The following is a 23,241-nucleotide window of genomic DNA, read 5'->3' as shown; positions in this document are numbered from 1 at the left end:
CCGGCCTTATTGCGGAGGGAAACTATTTATGTCTGAAATTACATCCCCAACCGACGCTGGACAGGCGGATAACCGCAAGCAGCTGGGCGCATTTCTGCGCGCGCGCCGTGAAAGTCTCGACCCGAACCGGCTTGGCCTGCCGCGCATGCGCCAGCGCCGTACGCCCGGCCTGCGCCGGGAAGAAGTGGCGCAGTTGGCCGACGTCGGCATTACCTGGTACACCTGGCTGGAGCAGGGTCGGGCGATTCAGGCCTCGACGAAAACCCTGAGCGCCATCGCCCACGCGCTGCAGTGCAATGAGGCGGAAACCCATCATCTGTTCAGGCTGGCCGGTCAAAGCCTGCCGGCCAGCGCCCAGCACGGCGGCTGTGAAAAACTGTCGCCTTACGGACAACGCCTGCTGGATCAGCTTGATCCGCTGCCGGCGATCATTTCTAACGCACGCTTTGATATTCTGGGTTTTAACCGCGCCTACTGCCTGCTGATGGGGGTCGATCTGGCGACGCTGCCGCCCGAGGACCGCAACTGCATCTATCTGGCGTTCACCCACGAGCAGTGGCGCGCCAGCCAGCTGGACTGGGACGATATCATGCCGAAAATGGTGGCGCTGTTCCGCGCGCAAATGGCGGAACACCTGGGCGACCCGGTCTGGGAACGGCAGTTGGCGCGCTATCTGTCGGTCTCGGAGGATTTTCGCGCGCTGTGGGAACGCCACGAGGTGCGCAGCATCGATAATAACGTCAAGCGCTTCCTCCACCCGCAGGTCGGGGAAATGAGCCTGCGGCAGAATAACTGGTGGTCGGCGCCGCGCAACGGCGACCGGATGCTGGTGTATATGCCGGCGGATGAACAGAGTGAACGCCGCCTGCAACAGCTGACCGGCGGCGCGGGGTAACGGCGGGCGGTGGCCCGCACGGTTAACGTTGGATCAGGTAGCGGATGGTCGGCCCGTCCTGCTGGATATCCAGCACTTTGTAGCCGTGATTACGCGCGTCGAGCGGGATGTTATTGATCGACTGCGGGCAATCGCTGATCACCTCCAGGATTTCGCCGGCCTTCAGCTGCGGCATCGCCTCCAGCGTCGCTACCGCCGGATAAGGGCAGGGTTCACCCAGCATGTCCAGGCGGTAATCCGGCACTATCGTTTGTTGCGTCATCACATACTCCTCGCATCAACCCGCTCCGCCCGCGCTTTGGCGCGGAAAAAGCGTTTTTCCCACCACAGCATGGCGACCAACGCCAGCGCCAGCAGCAGATAAGTCACCAGCAACCCGCCCGTCGGGCCGAAGACCTCCAGCAGGTTGATCTTGTCATAGTCGGTGGCCAGCGACGGCGCCAGCGCATCCCAGTAGTAGGCCAGCAGCGTCGCGCCAATGATATTGCCGAGCCCGACCCACCAGTAGTGCACCTGCCCTTCCACCGCGCGGTACATCCAGCCGGTTTCACAGCCGCCGGCCAGCACAATGCCAAAACCGAACAGCAGACCGCCAATCAGCGCGTTCGGCCCGGCCCACATGATTTTGGGCGCGACGCCCAGCTGCACATAGCTGAAGATGCCGATCGCGCTGACCGCCATGCCTAAAATAATCGCCCGCGCCATATGGGTGCGGCCGGTAATCCACAGGTCGCGAAACGCCGAGGTGAAGCAAATCTGCGCCCGCTCTATCAACAGACCGAAGGCAATGCCGAACAGCATGGCGATGCCCAGCTTCGGCGCATCAAACAGCGTCCACAGCGACCAGGCGCTCATCAGCAGGAAGACCAGCATCCCCAGACGAAAACGGCGGCGTGCCTGTTGCGGCAGCTGGGTCAGCGGCGCGGCGGCCTGCACCTTCTGCAGTTTTATCGGCACGCGGAACAGCGGCAACAGGGTGAATTTGGCGCCAAAGTAAGAGCCGGCGGCGGTCGCCAGCGCAAACAGCCAGGCGTGCAGCGAAAACTGCGGGATGCCGGTAAAAAATGCCGCCAGGTTGCAGCCCATTGCCAGACGCGCGCCAAAGCCGGCGATAATGCCGCCCAGCAGCGCCTGAACGATGCGGATGCGGTGCTGCGGCCGGCGCAGCTTGATATTGTTGGCCCACAGCGCGGCGGCGATACAGCCGGCAAACATGCCGATAATCATCCGGCCGTCGATACGCGTCAGCGGCGTGCCCTCCAGCCCAATCACCTTGAAGTAGGCCCACTGCTCGGGATGCAGCCCCAGCCATTGCAGGACGTGGCCGCCCCAGCGGGTAAACTCCCCGGTGACCGCCCAGAAGGTGCCGGTGAGGCCAAAGTAGTAGGTAGCCAGCAGACCGGCGGCGATCACCGCCGGCAGCGGCGCCCAGAAGCGCACCAGATAGTCAGTTTTAAATTGTTGCCAGTTCACGGCATCCCCTGTCCGTTAATTCATTAAGAAAAACCTTGTAAATGATACGCCATTTAGCACGGAAAGGCAGATTTCAGGCATAAAAAAACCAGCCCGCAGGCTGGTTTTTCAACGGATTGACGAATCCCTATTATGCGTCGCCGAAACGACGACGTGGTGCGCGCTCACGGTTAGCGTTACCGCCACGACGCTCGCCGTTGCCGGCTGCGTTACCGCCTTCACGACGCTCGCCGAAAGAACGACGTGGGCCGCCTTCACGACGTTCGCCGTTAAACGGACGACGGTTGCCGCCGTCGCGACGCTCGCGACGATCGTGCGGCTGTGCATCACCCAGCAGCTGCATGTTCATCGGCTTGTTCAGAATGCGGGTGCGAGTGAAGTGATTCAGGATCTCGCCCGGCATGCCTTTTGGCAGCTCGATGGTGGAGTGGGAACCAAACAGCTTGATGTTACCGATGTAACGGCTGCTGATGTCGCCTTCGTTGGCGATAGCGCCTACGATGTGACGCACTTCTACACCGTCATCACGACCCACTTCAATGCGGTACAGCTGCATTTCGCCAACGTCACGACGCTCGCGACGCGGACGGTCACCGTCACGACGATCGCCACGACGATCATCACGATCGTTGAACTCACGTGGTTTACGCGGCTTGAACACCGGATCCGGCGGCAGGATCAGCGGACGTTCACCCTGCGCCATTTTCAGCAGCGCGGCGGCCAGCGTTTCCATTTCCAGCTCTTCTTCCGGCTGCAGTTTCGCCAGCAGAGCGCGGTACATATCCAGATCGCTGCTTTCCAACTGCTGCTGTACTTTAGCCGCGAATTTCTCCAGACGGCGTTTGCCCAGCAGTTCTGCATTCGGCAGTTCAACTTCCGGGATGGTCAGCTTCATGGTGCGCTCGATGTTGCGCAGCAGGCGACGTTCGCGGTTTTCCACGAACAGCAGCGCGCGACCGGCACGACCGGCACGGCCGGTACGACCGATACGGTGAACGTAAGATTCTGCGTCCATCGGGATGTCGTAGTTTACCACCAGGCTGATACGCTCAACGTCCAGACCACGCGCCGCAACGTCGGTGGCGATCAGGATATCCAGGCGGCCGTCCTTCAGGCGCTCCAGGGTCTGCTCACGCAGCGCCTGGTTCATGTCGCCGTTCAGCGCGGCGCTGCTGTAGCCGTTACGCTCCAGCGCTTCTGCCACTTCCAGCGTCGCGTTTTTGGTGCGCACGAAGATAATCGCCGCATCAAAGTCTTCCGCTTCCAGGAAACGCACCAGCGCTTCGTTTTTACGCATGCCGTACGCCGTCCAGTAGCTCTGGCTGATGTCCGGACGGGTGGTGATGCTGGACTGGATGCGCACTTCCTGCGGCTCTTTCATAAAGCGGCGGGTGATGCGGCGAATCGCTTCCGGCATGGTGGCGGAGAACAGCGCGGTCTGATGTTCAGCCGGGATTTCCGCCATGATGGTTTCAACGTCTTCGATAAAGCCCATGCGCAGCATTTCGTCGGCTTCATCCAGCACCAGACCGCTCAGGTTAGAGAGGTTCAGGGTACCGCGCTTCAGGTGGTCCAGCAGACGGCCTGGGGTACCCACCACGATTTGTGGGCCCTGACGCAGGGCGCGCAGCTGTACGTCGTAACGTTGGCCGCCGTACAGGGCCACGACGTTTACGCCGTTCATGTGTTTGGAGAAATCGGTCATCGCTTCAGCAACCTGTACCGCCAGTTCGCGGGTTGGCGCCAGCACCAGGATTTGCGGTGCCTTCAGAGAAGCGTCGATATTGTGCAACAGCGGCAGCGAGAACGCCGCAGTCTTGCCGCTGCCGGTTTGTGCCATACCCAGCACATCGCGGCCGTTCAACAGGTGAGGAATACACTCAGCCTGAATAGGTGATGGCTTAACATAGCCCAGGTCGTTCAGAGCAGAAATGATCGGAGCAGACAGCCCCAGGTCAGCAAAAGAGGTTTCAAGCTCAGTAGTCATGTACACGTGCCTCATTAATAATGGCTGCCAGTCTACATAACTCATCGCGAAAATTTTCAGTCATTTTCATTGAAAAGTGTGAACCGGCTCAAATTAGATTATAAAACGAACAAAAAAGCCCTCACCCGTTAAGGCGATAGCGATGGCAAAACGCCATGGTCTATCCGGCAGAAAATTAGTGTTCGTCAGCTATTGCTGGTCCGATTCCGATAGGTCGTCTTGTTCTTGGCCCAAAAGCGCCAATTCCAACAATGCATAGCGGTGCTCAACAAAGTTATGAACGTTGTTAGCGACCGTCAGTTTGAACAACGCCGAAGCGGAGTTCTTGTCCCCCAGACTCAGGTAGTGTTTACCCAAATAGAAGTCAGTTTCACTGAGATGCTCAGCGAGCGAAGTGTTATCCGTTGCATCTGCCTTGAGGCGTTCCATCAGCGTGTTTTCGCTGATATCGCCCAGGTAGAATTCGACAATATTCCATCCCCATTGCCCTCTGTCCGCTTTGTCATAACGCTGCTGGAGCGCGGTGACGGCCATCTTGGGATCGATTTCTCTTTCCACCAGATACAGCCATAACGAACGGAAGGGATCGTTTGGGTCGTCTTGATAAAACGCCTGCAGATCATCCTGCGCCAACGGGAAGCGGCCGCCATAATACAGTGCGATGCCCCGGTTTAAACGCGCGTAATTGTAAGTTGGATCAAGCTCTAGTACAGAATCAAACGCTTCATAGGCAGCATCAAAATTGCCTGCCTGCGTTAAGTAAATGCCCAGGTAGTTGAAAACTTCCGGCATATCAGGACGTATCGCCAGCGCTTGTGAAAAATCATTGCGCGCCAGTGCACGTAGCCCGAGGCTATCATACAGCACACCGCGCTCATATAAAAGCTGTGCGCGTTCATCGTCCGTCAGTGCCCGGCTGGCAAGTATTTGTTCCATGCGCGCCAGGATCACTTCCTGCTGCAGCGTCGGCTGCAACGGGATCGCCAAAACTTCGTCTTTACGCCAATCATTGTTGCTGCATCCTGCCAGCATGAGCGCTGTCGCAACGTAACACCAGCGTAAGAAAAGCTTCATTTCCCACTCCCGAAGACAAACATTGGATAACGTCCTGTCCTCCGCTTGCTAAAACGCGGATATCCTACCCGCGCGTATACGGACAGCCCCCGCCCTGCGGCGGGGAACTGTCAAAACTGTGTTACAGTTTATTCTGCTTCAGGCGCAGCAGGCGCCGCCGCTTCAGAGGCAGTGGCTTCCTTGATGCTCAGGCGCACACGGCCCTGGCGATCAACTTCCAGCACCTTAACCGGCACTTCCTGGCCCATCTGCAGATAGTCGGTCACTTTCTCAACGCGCTTGTCGGCGATCTGAGAAATATGCACCAGGCCTTCTTTACCGCCGCCGATGGCCACAAAGGCGCCAAAGTCAACGATACGGGTCACTTTACCCTGGTAAATGCGGCCAACTTCGATCTCGGCGGTGATCTCTTCAATACGACGAATCGCGTATTTCGCTTTCTCACCGTCGGTCGCTGCGATTTTAACTGTACCATCATCTTCGATTTCAATGGTAGTGCCAGTCTCTTCGGTCAGCGCACGAATCACAGAGCCGCCTTTACCGATCACATCCTTAATTTTGTCCGGATTGATCTTCATGGTGTGGATACGCGGTGCGAACTGAGAGATATCGCCGCGCGGCGTGCTGATCGCCTGTTCCATCACGCCCAGAATGTGCAGACGCGCACCCTTGGCCTGGTTCAGCGCCACCTGCATGATTTCGCGGGTGATGCCTTCAATTTTAATATCCATCTGCAGCGCGGTGATGCCGTCACGGCTACCGGCCACTTTGAAGTCCATGTCGCCCAGGTGATCTTCATCGCCCAGAATGTCCGACAGTACCACAAAGTTTTCGTCTTCTTTTACCAGACCCATGGCGATACCTGCAACCGCGGCCTTGATTGGCACACCTGCATCCATCAGCGCCAGAGATGCGCCACAGACGGAAGCCATGGAAGAAGAACCGTTGGATTCAGTGATCTCGGACACCACGCGAACGGTGTACGGGAAATCTTCCGGTTTAGGCATCATAGCCAATACGCCGCGTTTCGCCAGGCGACCGTGACCAATTTCACGACGCTTAGGTGAACCGACCATGCCGGTTTCGCCCACGGAGTACGGAGGGAAGTTGTAGTGGAACAGGAAGCTGTCGGTCTTTTCGCCCATCAGCTCATCCAGGTTCTGCGCGTCGCGCGCGGTACCCAGAGTGGCGGTAACCAGAGCCTGCGTTTCACCACGGGTGAACAGCGCGGAACCGTGGGTACGCGGCAGCACGCCGGTACGCACGTCCAGACCACGGATCATGTCTTTTTCACGGCCGTCGATACGCGGCTCGCCGCGCAGTACGCGGCTACGCACCACGTTCTTCTCCAGATCGCCCAGGGCATCCTGAATGTCTGCAGCGTCCAGCGTTTCGTCTTGCTCCAGCAGCGCGGCGGTGACGTCTTCTTTGATGGCGTCAACCTGTGCGTAGCGCTCCTGCTTTTCAGTGATCTGGTAAGCATCACCCAGACGGCTTTGCGCCAGTTCGGCTACGCGCGCCTGCAGCGCTTCGTTAACCGGGGTCGGCTGCCAGTCCCACTTAGGTTTGCCGACTTCAGCAACCAGTGAGTTGATGTTGTCGATAACCACCTGCTGCTGCTCGTGGCCAAACACCACGGCGCCCAGCATCTGATCTTCACTCAGAACTTCGGCTTCGGACTCAACCATCAGCACTGCGCCAGCGGTACCGGCAACCACCAGATCCAGACGGCTCTCTTTCAGCTCGTCAACGGTCGGGTTCAGTACATACTGGTCGTTGATGTAACCCACGCGCGCTGCGCCGATTGGGCCACTGAACGGAATGCCTGACAGGCTCAGTGCCGCAGATGCGCCGATCATCGCCACGATATCCGGGTTAACCTGCGGGTTAACGGAAACCACGGTCGCAATCACCTGCACTTCGTTCAGGAAGTGATCCGGGAACAGTGGGCGGATTGGACGGTCAATCAGACGGGAAGTCAGGGTTTCGCCTTCGCTTGGACGGCCTTCACGGCGGAAGAAGCTGCCCGGGATACGGCCGGCGGCGTAGGTACGCTCCTGATAGTTCACGGTCAGCGGGAAGAAGCTCTGGCCAGGCTTGGCTTTTTTCTGGCCTACAACCGTAACGAATACGGCAGTGTCGTCCATGCTTACCATAACGGCGGCAGTCGCCTGACGCGCCATCATACCGGTCTCAATGGTGACGGTATGCTGGCCATACTGGAATTTGCGAATAGTCGGTGTCAGCAAAATTTTATCCTTAGATGTGGCGCGCAATCACCTCGACGGCTCGGCGCGCCAGTGAATCACTGACCTTCTCACTACATCCTCGCGACTAATGACAACCCTTATTCACCTGGCGGAATAAAGTCTCTCATTAGCCGCGCGAACCTCTGTAACGGAAGATCCTCGTTAGTACATTAACCTGATTTACTTATGCTTCCTAGAAGAAAGGGGCCAAAATAGGCCCCTTTCTACTGAAACTGGTTCGATTAGCGACGCAGACCCAGACGCTCGATCAGGCTGGTGTAACGTGCTACATCTTTACGCTTCAGGTAGTCCAGCAGCTTACGACGCTGAGAAACCATACGCAGCAGACCACGACGGCTGTGGTGATCTTTTTTGTGCTCGGAGAAGTGGCCTTGCAGATGGTTAATCTGCGCGGTCAGCAGGGCAACCTGAACTTCGGTAGAACCGCTGTCGTTAGTACCACGACCGAAATCAGCTACGATTTTAGCTTTAGCTTCAACACTTAGAGACATTGTAATACTCCAAATTATAGATAAAAAAATGCAGGCGCCGATCTCTAATTCAGCAGCCCGATAATTGGGCCATACCCCTCAAGCGAGAGTCATGGCCCAAGCTGCGTCATTCTACTCTTAGCGCAGAACGATCGCAAGATGAGGCGTTTTTCGCCGATTAGTCGAAATGTTCGACAACCAAACGCTTAGGCGCCACACGACCGTCGTCGGCAATCTCGCCGACGCCGATAAATTTATGCGCATCGCCTTCAGTGATACGCACCATGCCGGAAGCCGGCGCGCCGGCAGCCTGCACCGGCTGGCCCTGCTTGACATAACCCGCCACCGCCGGCAGCAAGTTCACTTCAGGGAAATCGGCGCATGGGCTGTCCATCGGCATCAGCAGCGGATCGAGCAGTTCGCCCGGCGCCACGCCTTCGGCCTGCGCCTGTTCCAGCAGCGCGTTCAGTTGTTCCAGCGTCACCATACGTTCGATCGGATATTTCGCCACCTGCAGACGACGCAGATAAATCACGTGCGCGCCACAGCCCAGCAGTTCGCCCAGATCGTCGGTAATGGTACGGATATAGGTGCCTTTGGAACAGTGAACTTCCAGCTCCAGCTCATCGCCTTCCCAGCGGATAAACTTCAGCTCGTAAACCGTAATGCTGCGCGCTTCACGCGGCACTTCAATGCCCTGACGCGCGTATTCATACAGTTTTTTGCCCTGATACTTCAACGCGGAGTACATCGACGGCACCTGCTGGATGTCGCCGCGGAAAGTCTCCAGCGCCGCATCAAGCTGCTGCTGGGTAATATTCACCGGGCGTTCCTGCACGATCTGGCCGTCTGCGTCCGAAGTATCGGTACGCTGCCCCAGGCGGGCAATCACCCGATAGCGCTTGTCGGAATCCAACAGGAACTGGGAAAACTTGGTGGCTTCCCCCAGGCAGATCGGCAGCATGCCGGTCGCCAGCGGATCGAGCGCGCCGGTATGGCCCGCGCGGTTGGCGTTATAACAACGCTTTACTTTTTGCAGCGCGTCATTGGAGGACAGGCCCTGCGGCTTATCCAGCAACAGCACGCCGTGAATATCGCGGCCGCGGCGACGAGGGCGACTCATTAAGCCTCCTCGTCATCGCCTGATGCGGAGCGGCGCTCGGCATCGTTTTTCACCACGTTGGTCACCAGGTTGGACATGCGCATACCTTCAACCAACGAGTTGTCGTACGCGAAGGTCAGTTCCGGCACCACGCGCAGGCGCATCGCCTTGCCCAGCAGCGTACGAATATAGCCGGACGCGTCTTGCAACGCCTTGACGCCCTTGTTCACCAGTTCAGGATCGTGGTTTTCCGTCAGCACGTTGAGGAAGGTGACGTAAACTTTGGCATACGCCAGGTCGCGGGAAATTTCAACGCCGGAAACGGTCGCCATGCCAACGCGCGGGTCTTTGATTTCACGCTGCAGAATGATCGCAATCTCTTTCTGCATCTCTTGCGCGACGCGCTGGCCGCGGCTGAATTCTTTTGCCATGTTATTTTCTCCAGACAAATCGGGGGGCACAAAGGCCCCCCAGAACAGATTAAGCAGATGTGCAACCGTTAATCGATGGTGCGCTGGATCTCGATGATTTCGAAGACTTCGATCATGTCGCCAACGCGCACGTCGTTGTAGTTCTTCACGCCGATACCACATTCCATACCGTTACGGACTTCGTTAACGTCATCCTTGAAGCGGCGCAGGGATTCCAGCTCGCCTTCATAGATAACCACGTTGTCGCGCAGTACGCGGATTGGGTTGTGACGCTTGATGTTGCCTTCGGTAACCATACAGCCAGCGATAGCGCCGAATTTCGGTGATTTGAACACGTCACGCACTTCGGCCAAGCCGATAATCTGCTGTTTGTATTCAGGAGCCAGCATGCCGCTCATCGCCTGCTTAACTTCGTCAATCAGGCTATAGATGACGGAGTAGTAACGCAGATCCAGGCTTTCTGCTTCAATCACGCGGCGCGCAGAAGCGTCGGCACGGACGTTGAAGCCCAGGATGATGGCGTTGGATGCCGCGGCCAGCGTGGCGTCGGTTTCGGTGATACCACCTACGCCGGAGCCGACAATCTTCACCTTCACTTCGTCGGTGGACAGCTTCAGCAACGCATCGCTGATCGCTTCGCAAGAGCCCTGTACGTCGGACTTCAGTACGATGTTCAGCTCGGAAACCTCACCGTCGGTCATGTTGGAGAACATGTTTTCCAGTTTGGATTTCTGCTGACGCGCCAGTTTGACTTCGCGGAATTTGCCCTGACGATACAGCGCCACTTCACGCGCTTTCTTCTCGTCACGCACTACGGTCGCTTCATCACCTGCCGCCGGAACGCTGGACAGACCCAGGATTTCCACCGGAATGGATGGGCCGGCCGAGGTCACTTCACGACCCAGTTCGTCGCGCATCGCACGCACACGGCCGTATTCGAAGCCGCACAGTACGATATCGCCTTTGTTCAGCGTACCTTCCTGAACCAGGACGGTCGCTACCGGGCCACGGCCTTTATCCAGGAAGGACTCGATAACCACGCCGCTCGCCATACCGGTGCGCACCGCTTTCAGTTCGAGAACTTCAGACTGCAGCAGGATAGCGTCCAGCAGCTCGTCGATGCCGGTGCCTGCTTTCGCAGAGACGTGGACGAACTGTGCTTCACCGCCCCACTCTTCTGGCATCACGCCGTACTGGGACAGTTCGTTCTTCACGCGATCCGGATCGGCTTCCGGCTTGTCAATTTTGTTGACCGCAACAACCAACGGTACCTTGGCCGCTTTCGCGTGCTGGATAGCTTCGATGGTCTGTGGCATCACGCCGTCGTCCGCTGCAACCACCAGAACCACGATATCGGTCGCCTGAGCACCGCGAGCACGCATTGAGGTAAATGCGGCGTGGCCCGGGGTATCCAGGAAGGTGATCATGCCGTTATCGGTTTCAACGTGGTAAGCACCGATGTGCTGGGTAATGCCGCCCGCTTCGCCCGATGCCACTTTAGTGGAACGGATGTAGTCCAGCAGGGAGGTTTTACCGTGGTCAACGTGACCCATGATGGTCACAACCGGCGCACGCGGTTCAGCTGCTGCTGCACCGGTATCGCGATCGCTCATCAGCGCTTCTTCCAGCTCGTTCTCACGACGCAGGATAACCTTGTGGCCCATCTCTTCGGCAACCAGCTGTGCGGTTTCCTGATCGATAACCTGGTTGATGGTCGCCATCGCGCCCAGCTTCATCATGGTTTTGATAACCTGAGAGCCTTTCACCGCCATCTTGTTGGCCAGTTCGGCCACGGTGATGGTTTCGCCGATAACGACGTCACGGTTAACCACCTGAGCCGGCTTGTTGAAGCCCTGCTGCAGGGTGCTTGGCTTACGACGGCCTTTGCCACCACGGGTAACGGCGCGTGCTTCTTCGCGATCCGCTTTGGATTCGGACAGCTTGCTGCCTTTCTTCTGTTTGGCGGATTTGCCGCCGCGGGTGCGGGTGCGGCGATCGCCTTCAACTTTGGCGTCGTTCTCATCTTCTGCGGCACGCGCATGCTGAGAGGTGGTCACGTGGTAGTCTGCAGTTTCAGACTCAGTGGATTTTTCAGCCGCTGCCCACTTCTCGCCATTTTCTTCCGCCATGCGGCGCGCTTCTTCAGCGACGCGCTTGGCTTCTTCTTCCACCTTGCGGCGCACTTCTTCTTCGGCTTTACGCTTCAGTTCTGCGGCTTCGGCTTCGCGGCGCGCTTTTTCAGCCTGAGCTGGCTTGGTCATTTCGTCGGTTTGTTGATTGGTCACTTTTTCTTTTTCCGCTGCATCACGCTTAGCTTTTTCAGCGGCCTCACGTTTGGCTTGCTCTTCGGCTGCGCGCTTCGCTTCTGCTTCGCGTTTAGCGAGCTCTTCTGCTTCGCGCCGTGCCTGCTCTTCCGCTTCACGCTGTGCCTGCTCTGCCGCTTCCGCCTGTTGGGCTTCTTGCGTATCGCGATTTACATAAGTGCGTTTCTTGCGGACCTCAATTTGCACCGATTTACTCTTACCGCCGGTGCTCGGAATATTCAAGGTGCTGCGCGTTTTACGCTGCAGCGTCAGTTTACCCGGCGCGCTGCCGTGCTCACGGTTCAGGTGCGCCAATAAGGTTTCTTTCTCTTGCTGGGTAACAGAGTCGGTTTCCGACTTGTTGATCCCTGCATCAGCAAACTGCTGTACCAGGCGATCAACCGGAGTCTGAATCTCTGCTGCCAGCGATTTTACGGTTACATCTGTCGTCATGCTGTTCCTTCCTGCTACAGTTATTACGCGTTGTCGCCAAACCAACAGATATTACGGGCGGCCATGATCAGCTCGCCGGCTTGCTCATCGTCAAGCCCTTCAATATCAGCCAGATCGTCAACACCCTGCTCGGCAAGATCTTCCAGCGTACAAACCCCACGCGCGGCCAGTTTAAAGGCCATGCTGCGCTCAAGCCCTGGCAGGTTGAGCAGGTCTTCAGCAGGCTTCTGGTCACCCAGGCTTTCTTCCTGAGCCAGTGCCAGCGTGGTCAATGCAGCTTTGGCGCGATCGCGCAACGCTTCAACCGTATCTTCATCCAGACCGTCGATTTCCAGCAGCTCATTGATTGGCACATACGCCAATTCTTCAAGCGTTGAGAAGCCTTCTTCGACCAGTACGGTGGCGAACTCTTCGTCGATATCAAGATACTTGGTGAAGGTATCAATGGCGGCATGAGCCTCGGCCTGGTGCTTGGCCTGCAGATCGTCCGCCGTCATCACGTTCAGTTCCCAGCCGCTGAGCTGAGAAGCCAAACGCACGTTTTGGCCGTTACGGCCGATCGCCTGTGCCAGATTGCTGGCTTCAACGGCAATATCCATAGTGTGCTTGTCTTCGTCCACCACGATAGAGGCAACGTCTGCCGGCGCCATGGCGTTGATCACGAACTGCGCAGGATTATCGTCCCACAGCACAATATCAATACGCTCGCCGCCCAGTTCGCTCGATACGGCCTGAACGCGAGCGCCGCGCATCCCCACGCAGGCGCCGACCGGGTCGATACGCTTGTCATTGGTTTTCACGGCAATTTTCGCACGGGAACCCGGATCGCGGGCTGCCGCTTTAATTTCAATCACTTCTTCACCGATTTCCGGCACTTCGATGCGGAACAGTTCAATCAGCATCTCTGGACGAGAACGGCTGACGAACAGCTGCGCGCCGCGCGCTTCTGGACGCACCGCATACAGTACGCCGCGGATGCGGTCGCCCGGACGGAAGTTCTCACGCGGCAGCATATCTTCACGCAGGATCACGGCTTCCGCACTGGTACCGCTGCCATCAGAGGCTTTGATATCCAGAGAAATGTTGTCGCGGTTTACTTTTTTCACCACGCCGGTGATGATTTCACCTTCGTGCCCGCGGAATGCGTCGACCACCATCGCACGTTCAGCTTCACGCACCTTCTGGACGATAACCTGCTTCGCGGTTTGGGTGGTGATGCGGTCAAAGGTGACAGATTCGATCTGATCTTCGATAAAACCGCCCAGCTCGATGCTCGGATCTTCAAACTGCGCAGCTTCCAGCGTGATTTCACGCGTAGGCTGGGTCACTTCTTCTACGGCAACCCAACGGCGGAAGGTGTCGAAGTCGCCAGTTCTGCGATCGATGCTAACGCGAACGTCGATTTCCTGCTCGTATTTTTTCTTGGTTGCGGTGGCTAATGCGGTTTCCAACGCTTCAAAAATCTTCTCACGCGGAAGGGATTTCTCATTGGAAACTGCTTCAACAACAGCCAGAATCTCTTTATTCATCCTAGTTGCCTCATCCAAACTTTAAAAGTGGGGTACCAGATTCGCTTTCTGAATATTGCTCAGCGCGAACACTTCATCTTTCCCATCCACAGTAACCGTGATCATCTCGCCATCGACGGACTTGATGATGCCCTGCCATTTGCGGCGGTTCTGTACCGCCATGCGCAGCACCATGCTGACTTCTTCACCGAGGAAACGCGTGTAGTGCTCTGCGGTGAACATCGGGCGATCAAGGCCAGGAGAGGAGACTTCCAAGTTGTAAGCGACGGTGATCGGATCTTCAACGTCCAGCACCGCGCTGACCTGGTGGCTGACATCAGCACAATCATCAACATTGATGCCGTCTTCACTATCAATATAGATGCGGAGCGTAGATTGGCGCGCACGAATAAATTCAATGCCTACAAGCTCAAAGCCCAACGCCTCTACCGGTGCCGAAAGCATCTCTGTTAATTTTTGCTCTAATGTGGACAAGCCCACCCCCAAGACATAAAAAAAGGGCTAAATAGCCCAGTGATTCTGTTGCCAAATAACAAAAAACCCCGAAAAATCGGGGCTTTATGCAACTGGACCCTGTTTGCCGCACTGCGGCTTCGGTACAACTTTCTGACAAGTGTCATTTTCAAATGTTGTTCGAGAAAAGCGGATTCAATCGAAATAGTGTATTTGAAAATAAACACTTCAAAGGAAAGTGGTTGCGGGGGCCGGATTTGAACCGACGACCTTCGGGTTATGAGCCCGACGAGCTACCAGGCTGCTCCACCCCGCGTCCGAAATCGTGGCAAATACTACGCTGATAATCGCAAAATTGCAAGTTATCTCTGGGATTTGGTACCGAGGATGGGACTCGAACCCACAAGCCCGTTAGGGCACTACCACCTCAAGGTAGCGTGTCTACCAATTCCACCACCTCGGTACTGATTCTTTTTACTGCTACGGCCGTTGATGTCTGACATCAACCACCGTTTAAAACTTTGCTGCTGCTTACTGCGGGATATCGCTGCTCGGCTTGGCTGGTGCCGCCGGCGCGGTTGTCTGCTCGGTTTTCACCGGCTGACCGAGGTTTTCCCACTCGCTGCCTTTTTTGCTCTGGTTGCTGCTCAGGTTGCCCAGAATCAGACTGATGACGAAAAACAGCGTCGCCAGCACAGCCGTCATGCGGGTCATGAAGTTACCGGAACCACTCGAACCGAACAATGTGCCAGACGCACCTGCTCCGAATGAGGCTCCCATATCAGCGCCTTTACCTTGCTGCAGCATGATCATAGCAACAAGCCCGATCGAAACCAGCAGGAAAATTACCAGAAGAGCTTCGTACATAGTCGTACCCGTATCCTTGCGGCATCACCGCGTGCCAAATGCTTCTCGCCCCATAGGCTTCTAGTCAGAAGTCGCAGACGTTATGTAAAACCGCCTACTGAAGCGGGTGTGAATACTAACCAAAGGCGCCACAGCGCGCAAGGGCAATTTACCGCCACCGGCGCGATTGCGGAAAAAAACAGCAACCCGACGCAATTTACACACCCAAACTGCACGTTTGGGCGTTAACCACCTGTTTTAACCTGCAGATTTCACCGCGTCGGCGATGCGGTTCGCCAGCTCGGTCACCTGTTTTTCGTCCTCGCCTTCCACCATCACGCGGATCAGCGGTTCCGTACCGGATTTGCGCAGCAATACGCGGCCGCGGCCGTTCAGTTCCGCCTCCACGCTTTTGGTAACGCTGACGACGGCTTCCGATTCCAGCGGATTATGTTCGCCGGCAAAGCGCACATTGACCAGCACCTGCGGCAGCAGCTGCATGCCGCTGCACAGATCGTGCAGGCTCATGCTGTTTCGCACCATGGCGGTCAGCACCTGTAAGCCGGCCACAATGCCGTCGCCAGTGGTGGTTTTATCCAGCAGGATCACATGGCCGGAGTTTTCAGCGCCGATGCGCCAGCCCAGCTCCTGCAGTTTTTCCAGCACGTAGCGGTCGCCGACTTTGGCGCGGGCAAATGGAATACCCAACTGCTTCAGCGCCAGCTCCAGCCCCATGTTGCTCATCAGCGTGCCGACCGCCCCGCCGCGCAGTTGCCCCTGGCGCAGCCCTTCACGCGCGATGATGTACAGGATCTGATCGCCGTCCACCTTGTTGCCCAAGTGATCCACCATCATCACCCGGTCACCGTCGCCGTCAAACGCCAGCCCCACATGGGCTTTCTCCGCCAGTACACGCTCTTGCAGCTGGCGAACGTCGGTCGCCCCGCATTTCTCGTTGATGTTCATACCGTCCGGCTCGCAGCCGATGGCAATCACCTTGGCACCCAGCTCGCGCAACACGCTCGGCGCGATGTGATAAGTCGCCCCGTTGGCGCAGTCAACGACGATCTTCAGGCCCTTCAGGCTTAATTCGCTTGGGAAGGTGCCCTTACAAAATTCGATATAGCGCCCGGCGGCATCAATAATACGGCTGGCTTTACCCAGTTCGGCGGACTCTACGCAGGTCAGCGGCTTTTCCATCTCCGCTTCGATCGCTTCTTCCACGTTGTCCGGCAGTTTGGCGCCGTCGATGGAGAAGAATTTGATGCCATTGTCGTAATACGGGTTATGCGATGCGGAGATCACAATGCCGGCCTCGGCGCGGAAGGTGCGCGTCAGATAGGCGACTGCCGGCGTCGGCATCGGGCCGGTAAAAGAAGCGGAAAGCCCTGCGGCTGCCAAACCGGCCTCCAGCGCCGACTCCAGCATATAGCCGGAAATGCGGGTGTCTTTGCCGATAATAATTTTGCGTGATCCATGGCGCGCCAGCACTTTACCCGCAGCCCAGCCGAGCTTAAGGACGAAATCCGGAGTAATCGGGCTGTCGCCGACCTTCCCACGAATGCCGTCGGTACCAAAATATTTACGCTCGCTCATGTCTCTACTGTCCCTTAGCTGAAAGTGTTGCCTCGACGACGCGCATCGCCTCGACGGTTTCTTTAACATCATGCACTCTGACGATCTGTGCGCCCTGCATCGCGGCAATTACCGCACAGGCAACGCTGCCGATCGTCCGCTGTTCCGGCGGTACGTTCAGCAGTTGTCCAATCATCGATTTACGCGACATGCCAACCAGCAGCGGCAGGCCGAAATGATGAAATTCCGACAATCGGGCCAGAAGCTGATAATTATGCGCTAAATTCTTACCGAAACCGAAGCCCGGGTCGAGCAACAATTTCTGTTTTGCTATGCCCGCCGCAGTACAGCGTGCAATATGCTGCTGGAAAAAGGCGTTGACCTCGCCCATTAAATCCTCATAGTGCGGCGCCTGTTGCATGGTACGCGGCTCGCCCTGCATATGCATCAGGCATACCGGCAACCCGCTGGCCGCCGCCGCCTCCAGCGCGCCAGGCTCCTGCAGCGAGCGTACATCATTGATCAGATGCGCGCCGGCGTTAGCCGACTCGCGAATGACTCCGGGCTTGGAGGTATCGACCGAAATAAACACCTCAAAACGCCGGGCAATCGCTTCCACCACCGGCACCACCCGCTCGATCTCCTCCTCTTCGCTCACCTCCGCCGCGCCGGGACGGGTCGACTCACCGCCAACGTCGATCATGGTGGCGCCGGCGGAAATCAGCGCGTGGGCATGCAGCAGGGCGTCATTCAGCGAATTATGCCGTCCTCCGTCGGAAAACGAGTCCGGAGTCACATTGAGAATGCCCATCACCCGAGGATGGGAGAGATCGAAAGCCATGTCGCGCACGGTTAATTGCATGAAGATTCCACCTTACTGTCTGTTGCTGATTTCACTGCCGGGCGGGCAAAAAGGCCTGACCGTCTGATACGGCGGCCTGGCGGTGGCCGGTATACGGCCGCACCGCAGATGACGGGCATAAAAAAACCCCGGCATGCCGGGGTTTGATGTTATTACACAGTCGATGTTACTTGTCGAGCTGTTCAGACAGAGGATTGCCTGGATTTGGCGTCCGCGGCTCATCAACCGGCGTCGGGGCCTTTGGAGTGCCGCCGTTGTCGGAGTTGCTGCCTTTGTTCGGATCGTCCCAGCCTGCCGGCGGACGGACGTCCTTACGGTTCATCAGATCGTCGATCTGCGGCGCGTCGATGGTTTCATACTTCATCAGGGCATCCTTCATTGAATGAAGGATATCCATGTTTTCCATCAACAGCGTACGGGCGCGCGTGTAGTTACGTTCAATCAGGGATTTCACTTCCTGGTCGATAATACGCGCCGTTTCGTCAGACATATGTTTCGCCTTGGCCACAGAGCGGCCCAGGAACACTTCGCCCTCTTCTTCCGCATACAGCAGCGGCCCCAGCTTCTCGGAGAAGCCCCATTGGGTCACCATGTTGCGTGCGATAGAGGTCGCCACTTTAATGTCGTTCGATGCGCCGGTAGAAACATGCTCGGCACCGTAAATAATCTCTTCCGCCAGACGGCCGCCGTACAGCGTGGAGATTTGGCTCTCCAGTTTCTGACGGCTGGCGCTGATGGCATCGCCCTCAGGCAGGAAGAAAGTTACGCCAAGCGCACGGCCGCGCGGAATAATCGTCACCTTGTGAACCGGATCGTGTTCCGGCACCAGACGGCCGATAATGGCGTGGCCGGCTTCGTGATATGCGGTCGACTCTTTCTGCGCTTCGGTCATTACCATGGAGCGACGTTCCGCACCCATCATGATTTTGTCTTTGGCCTTTTCGAACTCAACCATCGACACCACACGTTTGTTGCTACGGGCGGCAAACAGCGCAGCTTCGTTGACCAGGTTAGCCAAATCCGCACCGGAGAAGCCCGGTGTACCACGTGCAATGACGGAGGCGTCGATATCGGCTGCCAGCGGCACGCGGCGCATATGCACCTTCAGAATCTGCTCACGACCACGCACATCCGGCAGGCCAACCACTACCTGACGGTCGAAACGGCCTGGACGCAGCAGCGCCGGGTCAAGCACGTCCGGACGGTTGGTCGCAGCGATGACGATGATGCCTTCGTTGCCTTCAAAGCCGTCCATCTCAACCAGCATCTGGTTCAGCGTCTGCTCACGTTCATCGTGACCGCCACCCAGACCGGCGCCACGCTGGCGGCCGACGGCGTCGATTTCATCGATAAAGATGATGCACGGAGCGGCTTTTTTCGCCTGTTCGAACATATCACGTACGCGGGACGCACCCACGCCGACAAACATTTCCACGAAGTCGGAACCGGAAATGGTAAAGAACGGCACTTTCGCCTCGCCGGCAATGGCTTTCGCCAGCAGCGTCTTACCGGTACCCGGCGGGCCGACCATCAGCACGCCTTTCGGAATCTTGCCGCCCAGCTTCTGGAAACGGCTCGGTTCGCGCAGGTATTCAACCAGTTCGCTCACTTCTTCTTTTGCTTCGTCGCAGCCGGCGACGTCGGCAAAGGTGGTTTTGATCTGATCTTCAGTCAGCATACGGGCTTTGCTCTTGCCAAAGGACATCGCGCCCTTGCCGCCGCCGCCCTGCATTTGCCGCATAAAGAAGATCCAGACCCCGATCAGCAACAGCATCGGGAACCATGAAATAAAGATAGAAGCCAGCAAACTCGGCTCTTCCGGCGGTTCACCGACAACTTTCACATTCTTCGTCAATAACGTATCCAACAGCTTAGGATCGTTGACGGGGATATAAGTCGTGTATCGGTTACTATCTTTCTTGGTAACGTTGATCTCACGTCCGTTAATTCGCGCTTCGCGAACCTGATCCTGGGTCAGTTCGGACATGAAGGTAGAGTAATCCACCCTACGGCCATTCGACTCGCTGGGCCCAAAGCTCTGGAATACGGACATCAGCACAACTGCGATGACCAGCCAGAGAATTAGGTTTTTCGCCATGTCACTCAAGGGATTAACCTCATATTACAACTGTGTTAACAAACAGCGTTAGGGTACTACAGTTTGCGCCCTGTCGCTACAATGTACACTTCACGCGAACGAGCGCGCGAAGCGTCTGGCTTACGAATCTTAACCTTCGTAAACAGGGAGCGAATTTCCCGTAGGTACTCGTCAAAGCCATCTCCCTGGAACACCTTCACCAGGAAACTTCCGCCTGGTGCGAGGACATCACGACACATTTCCAGTGCTAATTCCACCAGATACATCGATCTTGGAATATCGACCGCCGGGTTGCCACTCATATTCGGGGCCATATCGGACATGACCACCTGAACCTTCTTTTCACCTACGCGATCCAGCAGCGCCTTCAGCACCAGTTCATCACGAAAATCTCCCTGGAGGAAATCAACGCCGACGATAGGATCCATCGGTAAAATATCACAGGCGATAATTCGCCCAGAACCGCCGATCTGGGTAACAACATACTGCGACCAGCCGCCTGGCGCCGCCCCCAAATCAACAACCGTCATACCCGGTTTAAACAGCTTGTCGCTCTGCTGTATTTCATCCAGTTTAAACCAGGCGCGCGAGCGCAGCCCTTTTTTCTGCGCCTGCTGCACATATTTGTCGCTAAAGTGTTCCTGAAGCCAGCGGCTAGAACTGGCCGAACGCTTTTTACCTGTCATCGAGTTTCCAACTATCCTAAAAAGAGACTTATGCCAAGTTCGCTGCTCATATTGCCATCACGGTGCAAGACCGATTTGGTGATACCCATGAGATGGCGGTAGAATGTACCGTTTTCAATCCCAACTTAAGCAAAAAAGACAATGAATCTGAATAATAAACAAAAACAGCACCTGAAAGGCTTGGCGCATCCGTTAAAACCGGTCGTCATGCTGGGCAATAACGGTCTCACCGAAGGGGTGCTGGCTGAAATTGATCAGGCGCTGACGCATCATGAGCTGATCAAAGTGAAAATCGCAACGGAAGATCGCGAAACCAAAGCCTTGATCGCTGACGCTATCGTGCGTGAAACAAATGCCTGCAACGTACAAATTATCGGTAATACCCTTATTCTTTACCGCCCTTCAGAAGAGCGCAAGATCAGTCTACCGCGTTAAGTGTCGTCATTTTAACGAAAAGGTGCCATGCACCTGCACCTGATAAAAGGCCGCCACGCGGCCTTTTTCCTTTCTTTACAAAAACCTGATTAACTTCTGAGCAAACGCTGTCGATCAGAGGTATTCCACCTTCAGGATTTCATATTCCACATCGCCGCCCGGTGTCTTAATCACCACCACGTCGTCTTGTTCTTTACCGATTAAACCACGCGCCATCGGGGAATTCACCGAAATCAGATTTTTCTTGAAATCGGCCTCGTCGTCACCCACGATGCGGTAGGTCACCTCATCCTCGGTATCCAGGTTCAGCACCGATACCGTCGCGCCGAAAATCACCCGGCCGTTGTTCGGCATTTTGGTTACGTCGATCACCTGCGCGTTCGACAGCTTAGCTTCAATTTCCTGAATACGTCCTTCACAGAAACCCTGCTGCTCACGCGCCGCATGGTACTCCGCGTTTTCTTTCAAGTCGCCGTGTTCACGCGCTTCCGCGATGTCCGCAATGATTTTCGGACGGCGAACGCTTTTCAAATATTCCAGTTCTTCGCGCAATTTTTCAGCGCCAAACAGGGTCATCGGAATCTGTTGCATAATTTCAATACCTCTAAATCTTTCCTGTTCAAATAGCCGTCATCCTGACGTATTCGTATGAAAACACGGATGGCTATCGCCAGCCGCCTCCAGGCGACAAACAAAAGAACCCTAACCCGGAAAATTCTTCCAAGTCAGGATCGATTTTGCATTTTGATACGCATTTTAGCGTAGAGTTCCTTGAGGGTCATCGTTTACTTTTTCCCTGAATGCGCCGTAGTATGACGGCACGTTACCCAGCAGTTAGCCAGAGATTATGCGTTTTTCACGAATTGTCAGTGCATTGGCGTGCGCATTTGTTTTGAATGTAAATGCCGCCCCGGTCGAAGATTACACACAATATTTGCCTGATGGAGCCAACCTTGCCCTGATGGTGCAAAAAATCGGCGCCAGCACGCCGACGATTGATTACCACGCGCAGCAGATGGCGTTGCCCGCCAGCACCCAGAAGGTGCTGACCGCGCTGGCGGCCCTGTTACAGCTCGGCCCAGACTACCGCTTTACCACCACGCTGGAAAGCCAGGGTAAGATTAACGATGGCGTACTGCAGGGCAATCTGATCGCACGCTTCGGCGGCGACCCGACCTTTAAACGCCAGAACCTGCGCAATATGGTCGCCGAACTGAAGAAACAGGGCGTAAAACAGATTAGCGGCGACGTGCTGGTCGATACTTCGGTATTCGCCAGCCACGACAAGGCGCCCGGCTGGCCGTGGAACGATATGACGCAGTGCTTCAGCGCCCCACCGGCGGCGGCGATTGTCGATCGCAACTGCTTCTCGGTGTCGCTGTACAGCGCGGCCAAGCCGGGCGATATCGCCTTTATCCGCGTCGCCTCCTATTATCCGGTTAACATGTTCAGCCAGGTGCGTACGCTGGCCAAAGGTTCGCCGGATGCCCAATACTGCGAGCTGGACGTGGTGCCGGGCGAGTTGAACCGCTTTACCCTCACCGGCTGCCTGACGCAGCGCAGCGAGCCGCTGCCGCTGGCGTTCGCCATTCAGGACGGGGCCAGCTACGCCGGCGCTATTCTGAAAGATGAACTGACCCAGGCCGGCATCCAGATTGACGGCCACCTGAAGCGCCAGACACAGCCGGGCATGAGCGGCACGGTGATCGCCCGTACCCAATCAGCGCCGCTGCATGATCTGCTGAAAGTGATGCTGAAAAAATCCGACAATATGATCGCCGATACCGTCTTCCGCACCATCGGCCACGAGCGCTTCGGCGTGCCGGGCACCTGGCGCGCCGGCGCCGACGCGGTGCGTCAGGTGCTACGTCAGAAAGCCGGAGTCGATCTGGGCAACAGCATCGTGGTGGATGGTTCCGGCCTGTCGCGCCACAATCTGCTGGCGCCGGCGACCATGATGCAGGCGCTGCAATATATCGCCCAGCATGACAGCGAGCTGAATTTCATCTCGATGCTGCCGCTCGCCGGCTACGACGGCACGCTGCGCTACCGCGGCGGGCTGCATGAGGCCGGCGTGGACGGCAAAGTCTCGGCGAAAACCGGGGCGCTGCAGGGCGTTTACAATCTGGCCGGCTTTATCACCACCGCCAGCGGCCAGCGTATGGCGTTTGTGCAGTATCTGTCAGGCTACGCCGTACCACCGGAAGATCAGCGCCAGCGCCGGATACCGCTGGTACGTTTCGAAAGCCGGCTATATCGGGATATTTATCAGAATAACTGAGTAACCACGCCCTGGGAG

21 protein-coding genes and 2 tRNA genes are annotated in these 23,241 nt (G+C 56.6%); 3 read left to right on the top strand and 20 right to left on the bottom strand.

Annotated elements, in window-relative coordinates:
- Positions 1–28: 28 nt before the first annotated feature.
- Positions 29–895: a helix-turn-helix transcriptional regulator gene (locus CLM71_RS02110; RefSeq protein WP_105229537.1), complete on the top strand. Its 867-nt coding sequence runs from the start codon at positions 29–31 to the stop codon at positions 893–895.
- Positions 896–917: 22 nt separating this feature from the next.
- On the opposite strand, the gene yedF is transcribed toward CLM71_RS02110, so the two are convergent.
- From yedF to rlmE, 19 genes are all read right to left on the bottom strand, one after another.
- Positions 918–1,157 (bottom strand): sulfurtransferase-like selenium metabolism protein YedF, encoded by a 240-nt coding sequence (yedF, locus tag CLM71_RS02105; protein ID WP_105229536.1) that lies wholly within the window; start codon positions 1,155–1,157, stop codon positions 918–920.
- On the bottom strand, positions 1,157–2,368 hold the full coding sequence (gene yedE, locus CLM71_RS02100; RefSeq protein WP_105229535.1) for a selenium metabolism membrane protein YedE/FdhT: 1,212 nt from the start codon (positions 2,366–2,368) through the stop codon (positions 1,157–1,159). The genes yedF and yedE overlap by 1 nt, the downstream gene beginning before the upstream one ends.
- Positions 2,369–2,498: 130 nt before the next feature.
- The gene (locus CLM71_RS02095) at positions 2,499–4,355 is read right to left on the bottom strand and encodes a DEAD/DEAH family ATP-dependent RNA helicase (protein WP_105229534.1); all 1,857 of its coding nucleotides are present in this window, start codon (positions 4,353–4,355) and stop codon (positions 2,499–2,501) included.
- A complete protein-coding gene (yrbN, locus tag CLM71_RS24415; protein ID WP_370446995.1) occupies positions 4,345–4,419 on the bottom strand; it encodes a protein YrbN in 75 nt (24 codons plus the stop codon). The genes CLM71_RS02095 and yrbN overlap by 11 nt, the downstream gene beginning before the upstream one ends.
- Positions 4,420–4,544: 125 nt before the next feature.
- On the bottom strand, positions 4,545–5,429 hold the full coding sequence (nlpI, locus tag CLM71_RS02085) for a lipoprotein NlpI (RefSeq protein ID WP_105229532.1): 885 nt from the start codon (positions 5,427–5,429) through the stop codon (positions 4,545–4,547).
- 128 nt (positions 5,430–5,557) lie between these two features.
- Positions 5,558–7,678, bottom strand: a complete 2,121-nt coding sequence (pnp, locus tag CLM71_RS02080; protein WP_105229531.1) for a polyribonucleotide nucleotidyltransferase — start codon at positions 7,676–7,678, stop codon at positions 5,558–5,560.
- Positions 7,679–7,920: 242 nt separating this feature from the next.
- Positions 7,921–8,190 (bottom strand): 30S ribosomal protein S15, encoded by a 270-nt coding sequence (rpsO, locus tag CLM71_RS02070; RefSeq protein ID WP_010279698.1) that lies wholly within the window; start codon positions 8,188–8,190, stop codon positions 7,921–7,923.
- A 157-nt stretch (positions 8,191–8,347) separates the two neighbouring features.
- Positions 8,348–9,292, bottom strand: a complete 945-nt coding sequence (gene truB / locus CLM71_RS02065) for a tRNA pseudouridine(55) synthase TruB (protein ID WP_105229530.1) — start codon at positions 9,290–9,292, stop codon at positions 8,348–8,350.
- Entirely contained in the window at positions 9,292–9,702 is a 411-nt protein-coding gene (gene rbfA / locus CLM71_RS02060) for a 30S ribosome-binding factor RbfA (protein ID WP_105229529.1), read from the bottom strand. The genes truB and rbfA overlap by 1 nt, the downstream gene beginning before the upstream one ends.
- A 68-nt stretch (positions 9,703–9,770) precedes the next feature.
- Positions 9,771–12,458 (bottom strand): translation initiation factor IF-2, encoded by a 2,688-nt coding sequence (infB, locus tag CLM71_RS02055; RefSeq protein WP_105229528.1) that lies wholly within the window; start codon positions 12,456–12,458, stop codon positions 9,771–9,773.
- A 23-nt stretch (positions 12,459–12,481) separates the two neighbouring features.
- A complete protein-coding gene (nusA, locus tag CLM71_RS02050; protein WP_105229527.1) occupies positions 12,482–13,987 on the bottom strand; it encodes a transcription termination factor NusA in 1,506 nt (501 codons plus the stop codon).
- A 21-nt stretch (positions 13,988–14,008) separates the two neighbouring features.
- Positions 14,009–14,461 carry a ribosome maturation factor RimP gene (gene rimP, locus CLM71_RS02045; protein WP_145961162.1) on the bottom strand — a complete coding sequence of 151 codons (453 nt, stop codon included), beginning with the start codon at positions 14,459–14,461 and terminating at the stop codon, positions 14,009–14,011.
- A gap of 218 nt (positions 14,462–14,679) precedes the next feature.
- Positions 14,680–14,756, bottom strand: a tRNA-Met gene (locus CLM71_RS02040).
- 60 nt (positions 14,757–14,816) lie between these two features.
- Positions 14,817–14,903, bottom strand: a tRNA-Leu gene (locus CLM71_RS02035).
- A 68-nt stretch (positions 14,904–14,971) separates the two neighbouring features.
- On the bottom strand, positions 14,972–15,307 hold the full coding sequence (gene secG / locus CLM71_RS02030) for a preprotein translocase subunit SecG (RefSeq protein WP_015670611.1): 336 nt from the start codon (positions 15,305–15,307) through the stop codon (positions 14,972–14,974).
- 237 nt (positions 15,308–15,544) lie between these two features.
- On the bottom strand, positions 15,545–16,882 hold the full coding sequence (gene glmM / locus CLM71_RS02025; protein ID WP_105229525.1) for a phosphoglucosamine mutase: 1,338 nt from the start codon (positions 16,880–16,882) through the stop codon (positions 15,545–15,547).
- Between the two features lie 4 nt (positions 16,883–16,886).
- Positions 16,887–17,723 carry a dihydropteroate synthase gene (gene folP / locus CLM71_RS02020; RefSeq protein WP_105229524.1) on the bottom strand — a complete coding sequence of 279 codons (837 nt, stop codon included), beginning with the start codon at positions 17,721–17,723 and terminating at the stop codon, positions 16,887–16,889.
- A 166-nt stretch (positions 17,724–17,889) separates the two neighbouring features.
- A complete protein-coding gene (gene ftsH, locus CLM71_RS02015; RefSeq protein ID WP_105229523.1) occupies positions 17,890–19,821 on the bottom strand; it encodes an ATP-dependent zinc metalloprotease FtsH in 1,932 nt (643 codons plus the stop codon).
- Between the two features lie 56 nt (positions 19,822–19,877).
- Positions 19,878–20,507, bottom strand: coding sequence for a 23S rRNA (uridine(2552)-2'-O)-methyltransferase RlmE (gene rlmE / locus CLM71_RS02010; protein WP_015670607.1), 630 nt, complete (start codon positions 20,505–20,507; stop codon positions 19,878–19,880).
- A 141-nt stretch (positions 20,508–20,648) separates the two neighbouring features.
- Between rlmE and yhbY the strand changes: the two genes are divergently transcribed.
- Complete coding sequence (gene yhbY, locus CLM71_RS02005) at positions 20,649–20,942, top strand: ribosome assembly RNA-binding protein YhbY (RefSeq protein ID WP_105229522.1); 294 nt, start codon at positions 20,649–20,651, stop codon at positions 20,940–20,942.
- Positions 20,943–21,056: 114 nt separating this feature from the next.
- Here yhbY and greA read toward each other — a convergent pair whose 3' ends face one another.
- A complete protein-coding gene (greA, locus tag CLM71_RS02000) occupies positions 21,057–21,533 on the bottom strand; it encodes a transcription elongation factor GreA (RefSeq protein WP_061321556.1) in 477 nt (158 codons plus the stop codon).
- A 256-nt stretch (positions 21,534–21,789) separates the two neighbouring features.
- On the opposite strand from greA, the gene dacB reads away from it, so the two are divergent.
- Positions 21,790–23,223 (top strand): serine-type D-Ala-D-Ala carboxypeptidase, encoded by a 1,434-nt coding sequence (gene dacB / locus CLM71_RS01995; RefSeq protein ID WP_105229521.1) that lies wholly within the window; start codon positions 21,790–21,792, stop codon positions 23,221–23,223.
- Positions 23,224–23,241 lie beyond the last annotated feature (18 nt).

Source organism: Serratia sp. MYb239, assembly GCF_002966855.1.
Taxonomy (GTDB): domain Bacteria; phylum Pseudomonadota; class Gammaproteobacteria; order Enterobacterales; family Enterobacteriaceae; genus Serratia_B; species Serratia_B rhizosphaerae.
This window is presented reverse-complemented; position numbering and strand designations above follow the sequence as displayed.

Excerpts from the sequence above, each read along its gene's own strand:
- rpsO (WP_010279698.1), bottom strand. The coding sequence starts at position 8,190 with ATGTCTCTAAGTGTTGAAGCTAAAGCTAAAATCGTAGCTGATTTCGGT.
- folP (WP_105229524.1), bottom strand. The coding sequence starts at position 17,723 with ATGCAATTAACCGTGCGCGACATGGCTTTCGATCTCTCCCATCCTCGG.
- nlpI (WP_105229532.1), bottom strand. The coding sequence starts at position 5,429 with ATGAAGCTTTTCTTACGCTGGTGTTACGTTGCGACAGCGCTCATGCTG.
- secG (WP_015670611.1), bottom strand. The coding sequence starts at position 15,307 with ATGTACGAAGCTCTTCTGGTAATTTTCCTGCTGGTTTCGATCGGGCTT.
- ftsH (WP_105229523.1), bottom strand. The coding sequence starts at position 19,821 with ATGGCGAAAAACCTAATTCTCTGGCTGGTCATCGCAGTTGTGCTGATG.
- rbfA (WP_105229529.1), bottom strand. The coding sequence starts at position 9,702 with ATGGCAAAAGAATTCAGCCGCGGCCAGCGCGTCGCGCAAGAGATGCAG.
- CLM71_RS02110 (WP_105229537.1), top strand. The coding sequence starts at position 29 with ATGTCTGAAATTACATCCCCAACCGACGCTGGACAGGCGGATAACCGC.
- nusA (WP_105229527.1), bottom strand. The coding sequence starts at position 13,987 with ATGAATAAAGAGATTCTGGCTGTTGTTGAAGCAGTTTCCAATGAGAAA.
- infB (WP_105229528.1), bottom strand. The coding sequence starts at position 12,458 with ATGACGACAGATGTAACCGTAAAATCGCTGGCAGCAGAGATTCAGACT.
- yhbY (WP_105229522.1), top strand. The coding sequence starts at position 20,649 with ATGAATCTGAATAATAAACAAAAACAGCACCTGAAAGGCTTGGCGCAT.
- dacB (WP_105229521.1), top strand. The coding sequence starts at position 21,790 with ATGCGTTTTTCACGAATTGTCAGTGCATTGGCGTGCGCATTTGTTTTG.
- CLM71_RS02095 (WP_105229534.1), bottom strand. The coding sequence starts at position 4,355 with ATGACTACTGAGCTTGAAACCTCTTTTGCTGACCTGGGGCTGTCTGCT.
- yedF (WP_105229536.1), bottom strand. The coding sequence starts at position 1,157 with ATGACGCAACAAACGATAGTGCCGGATTACCGCCTGGACATGCTGGGT.
- truB (WP_105229530.1), bottom strand. The coding sequence starts at position 9,292 with ATGAGTCGCCCTCGTCGCCGCGGCCGCGATATTCACGGCGTGCTGTTG.
- glmM (WP_105229525.1), bottom strand. The coding sequence starts at position 16,882 with ATGAGCGAGCGTAAATATTTTGGTACCGACGGCATTCGTGGGAAGGTC.
- greA (WP_061321556.1), bottom strand. The coding sequence starts at position 21,533 with ATGCAACAGATTCCGATGACCCTGTTTGGCGCTGAAAAATTGCGCGAA.
- rlmE (WP_015670607.1), bottom strand. The coding sequence starts at position 20,507 with ATGACAGGTAAAAAGCGTTCGGCCAGTTCTAGCCGCTGGCTTCAGGAA.